Annotated in this window: 6 protein-coding genes and 1 pseudogene; 1 reads left to right on the top strand and 6 read right to left on the bottom strand. The window is 64.8% G+C overall.

All coding sequences use genetic code 11. From position 1 onward, the window contains the following. A partial coding sequence (locus tag A7G45_RS12320) for an ABC transporter ATP-binding protein (RefSeq protein WP_407667532.1) occupies positions 1-759 on the top strand: 759 nt, incomplete at its 5' end. 1,129 nt (positions 760-1,888) lie between these two features. Here A7G45_RS12320 and A7G45_RS12315 read toward each other — a convergent pair. The 6 genes and pseudogenes from A7G45_RS12315 to A7G45_RS12290 form a co-directional block, all read right to left on the bottom strand. Continuing rightward, positions 1,889-2,239: pseudogene (locus tag A7G45_RS12315) on the bottom strand (ATP-binding cassette domain-containing protein); the annotation flags it as partial. 259 nt (positions 2,240-2,498) lie between these two features. Next, complete coding sequence (gene rplL, locus A7G45_RS12310) at positions 2,499-2,885, bottom strand: 50S ribosomal protein L7/L12 (protein ID WP_043401646.1); 387 nt, start codon at positions 2,883-2,885, stop codon at positions 2,499-2,501. Positions 2,886-2,933: 48 nt separating this feature from the next. Beyond that, complete coding sequence (rplJ, locus tag A7G45_RS12305) at positions 2,934-3,461, bottom strand: 50S ribosomal protein L10 (RefSeq protein ID WP_043401643.1); 528 nt, start codon at positions 3,459-3,461, stop codon at positions 2,934-2,936. 280 nt (positions 3,462-3,741) lie between these two features. Continuing rightward, on the bottom strand, positions 3,742-4,653 hold the full coding sequence (locus A7G45_RS12300) for an ATP-grasp fold amidoligase family protein (protein WP_043401641.1): 912 nt from the start codon (positions 4,651-4,653) through the stop codon (positions 3,742-3,744). Between the two features lie 4 nt (positions 4,654-4,657). Then, positions 4,658-5,596, bottom strand: a complete 939-nt coding sequence (locus tag A7G45_RS12295; RefSeq protein WP_260937332.1) for a methionyl-tRNA formyltransferase — start codon at positions 5,594-5,596, stop codon at positions 4,658-4,660. A gap of 130 nt (positions 5,597-5,726) precedes the next feature. Next, on the bottom strand, positions 5,727-6,164 hold the full coding sequence (locus tag A7G45_RS12290) for an anthrone oxygenase family protein (protein WP_260937330.1): 438 nt from the start codon (positions 6,162-6,164) through the stop codon (positions 5,727-5,729). Between the last annotated feature and the right edge of the window lie 48 nt (positions 6,165-6,212).

Genomic DNA, 6,212 nt, shown 5'->3' with positions numbered 1-6,212 from the left:
GACGGCGCGCTGTTCGGCTCGATGAACATCTACGACAACACGGCCTTCCCGCTGCGCGAGCACACCAAGAAGTCCGAGTCCGAGATCCGCAAGATCGTCATGGAGAAGCTGGACGTCGTGGGTATGCCCAACGACGGTCACAAGTTCCCGGGCGAAATCTCCGGTGGTATGCGCAAGCGTGCCGGCCTGGCCCGCGCCCTGGTGCTCGACCCCAAGATCATCCTGGTCGACGAGCCGGACTCCGGTCTGGACCCCGTCCGTACCGCCTACCTGTCGCAGCTGCTGATCGACATCAACGCGCAGATCGACGCCACGGTGCTGATCGTGACGCACAACATCAACATCGTGCGTACGGTGCCGGACAACATCGGCATGCTCTACCGCAAGCACCTGGTCATGTTCGGCCCCCGCGAGGTGCTGCTGACCAGTGAGGAGCCGGCGGTCAAGCAGTTCCTCAACGGTCGTCGTATCGGCCCCATCGGTATGTCCGAGGAGAAGGACGCCGCGACCGCCGCCGCCGAGCAGGCCGCGATCGATGCCGGTCACTCCGATGGTGGTGTCGAGGAGATCGAGGGCGTGCCGCCGCAGATCGAGGTGACCCCGGGTATGCCGGTCCGCCAGGCCGTGGCCCGTCGTCAGGCTCGGGTGCGTTCGATCCTGCACACCCTGCCGCCCGCCGCGCAGGCCGCCATCCTCGAAGACCTCAACAGGACCGGTCGCTCCGACGACCCGGTGACGGCTCAGATTCCGCGGGCCTGATCCGCGGAACGTCGAAAATCGCGCCCGGGCTGCCTCAGTCCGGGCGCGATTTCTGTCGACGAGGGTGCAGGCAGATCGCGAAATCTCCCCCCGGGGTGCGCTGAGCGCACGCCCGAGCGTGTTGCGAGGGCGGCAACGCCGGTGATCTTGGTCACGGCAGGTCCGTCGGCGGCGACGTGCGAGTGGCGCCGCGGGGCCCGCTGGGTCACGATGGCAGCGGCCCGGATCGCAATTTGCCGGTAAAACTCCACACCAAACACCGTGGCAACTCTTGACTGAGGCCCGCAAACGGGCCAATCTGTTGGGCAGCATGTATTCAAGGGTTCTCGGCGCCAGCCAGCGTCAACCGATCAAACCCTTCATCAAGCATGCCGTGGTTGAGGAATGCGCCGTCCTACGCTAATGTTGGACGTTGCGCTGGCTGCATCCTGCCCACCTCACCCGCACCTGACACCTTCTAGCCTGAGCCCTGCTCAGTGATCTAGTCGCGTGCCCTGTGTCTTGTAAGGCCCGGACTGTGAGAACGCCAGCCGGACCGACACAGATAGAGCGGCACTTCGGACCGGTTTCGACCGGCACCGGAACAGTCGCATCAGGTGCTGGAAGGACGCATCTTGGCAGTCTCTCGCGAGAGACTGCCAAGATGCGTCCTTCCAGCACCTGATGCGACTGTTCCGGTGCCGGTCGAAACCGGTCCGAAGTGCCGCTCTATCTGTGTCGGTCCGGCTGGCGTTCTCACAGTCCGGGCCTTACAAGACACAGGGCACGCGACTAGATCACTGAGCAGGGCTCAGGCTAGAAGGTGTCAGGTGCGGGTGAGGTGGGCAGGATGCAGCCAGCGCAACGTCCAACATTAGCGTAGGACGGCGCATTCCTCAACCACGGCATGCTTGATGAAGGGTTTGATCGGTTGACGCTGGCTGGCGCCGAGAACCCTTGAATACATGCTGCCCAACAGATTGGCCCGTTTGCGGGCCTCAGTCAAGAGTTGCCACGGTGTTTGGTGTGGAGTTTTACCGGCAAATTGCGATCCGGGCCGCTGCCATCGTGACCCAGCGGGCCCCGCGGCGCCACTCGCACGTCGCCGCCGACGGACCTGCCGTGACCAAGATCACCGGCGTTGCCGCCCTCGCAACACGCTCGGGCGTGCGCTCAGCGCACCCCGGGGGGAGATTTCGCCCGGGAACTTGTGACCGTCGTTGGGCATACCCACGACGTCCAGCTTCTCCATGACGATCTTGCGGATCTCGTAGAGCTCCTTGGCCGAGCACTCGATGATGTTGGTGCCATCGATGACGATGGAGCCACGCTCGGGGCGCAGCAGGCCGATCAGCGACTTCAGGAACACCGACTTACCGGTACCGGACGGGCCCAGCATGACGCTGACCTCACCGGCGGGGATGGTCAAAGTGACGTCTTCCCAGATCTTCGACGACCCAAAGGACTTACTCAGTCCTGTCACGTCGATTTGGACGCCCATGTGAGATCCCTTCCGCCAGCGCTCGCGCGCCATTTGCTGCCCTGCCTGTGGCTTGAGTCACTGTAGCGCATCGATCGCGAGCTGATGCACCTTGTTCCAACTATCGGGCGGCCCGCCCAGAAGTCACTCTGATGGGCACTGAGCCAACTACCCCATGGTCCCCGACAGGGTCAGAAATGCCCCGATTTATAACCCCTGAAAAGCGAAATCCCCCGGAGTCCGCAATGGACTCCGGGGGAAAACGTCAGTTCTGGCGAACTTACTTGACGGACACCGAAGCGCCGGCGGCCTCGAGCTTGGCCTTGGCGTCCTCGGCGGCCTCCTTCGAGACCTTCTCCAGCAGCGGCTTGGGGGCGCCGTCGACCAGGTCCTTGGCTTCCTTCAGGCCCAGGCCGGAAACGATCTCGCGGACGACCTTGATGACGCCGATCTTCTTGTCGCCGGCACCCTCGAGGATGACGTCGAACTCGGACTGCTCCTCAGCAGCCTCGGCGGGAGCAGCAGCGCCACCAGCGGCGGCAACGGCGACCGGAGCAGCGGCGGTGACGTCGAAGGTCTCCTCGAACTGCTTCACGAACTCCGAGAGCTCCAGCAGGGTCATTTCCTTGAACGCGTCGAGCAGTTCTTCGGTGGACAGCTTGGCCATGTGAATGGTCCTTCCTTGGTTTTTCTTGTTTTGGTTGGTCTAGATGGATCAGGCAGCCGACTCGGCGGCCTTCTTGTCCTGCAGAGCGGCGGCCAGGCGGGCAACCTGGGACGCGGGCGCAACGAACAGCGCCGCGGCCTGGGACTGCTTCGCCTTGAGGGCGCCGGCCAGCTTGGACAGCAGCACTTCGCGCGACTCGAGGTCGGCGATCTTCTCGACCTGGGCCACAGACAGCGCAGCGCCGTCCATGTAGCCGCCCTTGATGACGAGCTGCTTGTGATCCTTCGCGAACTTCTTGATTGCCTTCGCGGCATCGACCGGCTCGCCGGTGATGAACGCGATGGCGGTCGGACCTGCGAACAGGTCGTCGAGGCCTTCGATCCCAGCCTCCGAGGCAGCGCGCTTGACCAGGGTGTTCTTGGCGACCGTGTAGGTCGTCGAGGCACCAAGGGAGCGACGCAGCTCGGCGAGATTGGCAACCGTCAGACCGCGGTACTCGGTCACGACAGTGGCCGTCGAGGCCTTGAACTGTTCGGCAATGTCTGCGACCGCAGTGGCTTTGTCAGCCTTGGCCATACATGCCTCCTTGTGGTGTATTCATCGGCCCACTGGAGACTGCCGGGGATTCGGCTTCGATCGAGGCCAGAAATGCAAAGCGCCCCGACACAGAAAGGTCGGGGCGCGCAGAATAAAAACTCTGAAAACCTCGTCCTCCTGCGTGGGCCGCCAGGCAGTGCCTGGGCCTTCAACCGATTGCTCGGTGACCGACGGTCTTCGGTGGAACTGGATCAGAGTAGCCGATGGCCTGCCGATCAGCCAAAACGGCCCGAGACGGCAGTGCCGCGGACTCAGCCGGCTATGGCTGCCCGCGGCGCACCTGGTCGGCTGTCGGCAGCCGCCACTGCCGGCCCTGCTCGAGGTCGAAGCTCATCGGCTCGTAGCGCAGCATGCCGGTGCCCGGGTACGGGGTGTACTCCCCGAACCACACGTCGCCGTCGACGGCATAGAGGTCGACGCGGATGAAGTCCCAGTCCGCACCCAAAGTGCGGGCGATTTCGAGCATCTTGTCCAGCTCCACCGGCCGCTCTTCGGCGGCCACCGGGTGGATGCGCCAGCGCACGGGCAGCCGGCGCCAGTCCGCGTCCAGGAAAGTCGTGGTCTGGTTCTGGCCGAACCGGCCCCGATTCACCTGGATGAGCTCCACGCGGCCGTCGAACACGAAGAACTTGTAGTCGACCGGCGGCTGACCATCCGGCGTGGGGATACGTTCCTCGATCAGGAGCAGCGGGCGGGCTTCGCTGTAGCCCCACTCGCCGAGCTCCAGCGGCGTCTCCTGGAACCAGCTGCTGGTCTGATCCTGCAGGCGGGCCAGATCGGTCTGCGGATCAGGACCGAACAGCGCCTGGCCACTGCTGGCGTTGGGCTTGAGCACCCAGGGCGGCAGTGTCGTCAGATCCCCCGCGTCCTGCAGATCGGTACCCGACCAGTACGTGGCGGGGATGCGGAGATCGGCGCCCGGATACGCCGCCCGGGCCATCTCTTTCATCCACATCTTGTCGCAGGCCTTGAAGATCCGTTCCCGGCGATCGTTGAAGATGCGCCAGTTCACCTTCTCGTTGAAGGTCTGCGGCTCGTCGAAGTTGCCCCGCTTGCGGATCATCAAGAGATAGAGGACGTGCCGCAGGAACCGGACCGGAATCAGCGCGAGCATCCGGCGGCGGATGGACCTGAGCCACGACGGCGTCGCGATGTATGTCAGCAGCGGCACGGGTTCAGGCCTCGCTGGCCAGGTAACCGCCGCGGCGGAAGAACTCCGCTCCGCCGTGTTCCACGCCATCGGCCGTGCGGAGTCGGGTGATGACGAGGCCGAGGTTCCCACCGCGGTAGGCGTTCGGGCCGCAGACCACGGCGCCGCCGCCCTCCTGCACGATCACGCGTCCCGGGGTGCCGCCGTAGCGAATTTCGGAGACCTTCGCCGCCAGCACCTCGATCCGTTCACCGAGGTAGAAGGTGAAGGCGGGCGGGTACGGCGCCGACAGCGCGCGCACCAGGCGTTCCAGGTCTTCGGCCGGCCAAGTCCAGTCGATGAGGCTGTCGCGTTCGGACCGCTTGTGGAAGTAGGTGCGGGTCGCCTTGTTCTGCGGCCGCCACTGCGGGTTGCCGGATTCGAGGGCCGCAAACGCTTCCTTCAGCGCGCCGGGGATCAGGGCGATGCCACGCTCGACCAGTTCGGTGCCGGTGTCGTGCGGGCCGATGGGCAGCGAATGCTGCACGAGGATGTCCCCGGTGTCGAGGTCCTCGTCCATCCGGTGCACCGTCAGGCCGATCTGGGCCTCGCCGCTGATCAGCGACCAGATGACCGGGGAGAAGCCGGTCCCCTTCGGCAGCAGGGAGTCGTGCAGGTTCAGCGTCCCGTACGGCGGCAGGTCGTACAGCTCGTCCGTCATCCGCGTGTACCAGCTGTTGACGACGATGACGTCGGGTTCTGAGCGCTTGACGAGGTCGATGGTCTCGTGGTCGGCCCGCATGGTCAGGTGCACCGGGATGCCGTGCGCCTGGGCGAGTTCCTCGACCGAATCCGAGAAGATCGCCTTGTACGAGTCTGTGCTGGTCGGATGCGTGACCACCATCGGCACGTCGTGTCCCAGATCGATCAACGCCTGCAGCGTCTTGACCCCCCACGTCTGGAAACCGAAGAAGACGACGCGCATGCCACTACCTCACTAAGTCTGATTCAACTGGGCGAGTGAAGAGATGTTCACGCACCGGTAACAAGATCAACTTAGCTTAGTCTTACCTAAATCACAGGCCTACCTCATGTCCGGCCAGTGGGCACCGGCTTCACCGGGGCAGCGCCACCAGGACGAACGCCACGAGTAGGAGCGCCACGCGGAGCCAGTGCAGCCGGTCCCAGCGGTGGGCCAGCGCCCGGTTCGTCGGCGCCTCGTCAGGACCGGCGCCCGCCCACGCCGCGACCCGGTTGTTGATCGGCACCAGCGTGGTCAGGGTCAGGACCATCACCGCCCCCATCACCACCATGGCGGCGATGGCCAGCGGCGCCCGCCCGAGCACCGCATCCCCGACCAGCAGTGCGGCCGCGGCGACGTACCAGAACGGCATCACCGTCCCGAGGAGCCGGCTGCCGGTCGCGCGCGCCTGGCGGTAGGCGTCGTCGGGCAGCCGTTCCAGGATCGGATTCATGAACGCGGCGACGCCGAACTCGACACCGACCAGCGTGCCGACGACGATCACGGTGAGTAGTTGCGCAATGTGTTCCATGACATCGAGCCTGGTCACTATGCTGACAAATAACAAGGTACTGACAAA

The organism is Mycolicibacterium llatzerense, assembly GCF_025331195.1.
Classification (GTDB): domain Bacteria; phylum Actinomycetota; class Actinomycetes; order Mycobacteriales; family Mycobacteriaceae; genus Mycobacterium; species Mycobacterium llatzerense.
Note: the sequence above shows the minus strand (reverse complement) of the source record. Positions and strands in the feature narration are given on the sequence as shown.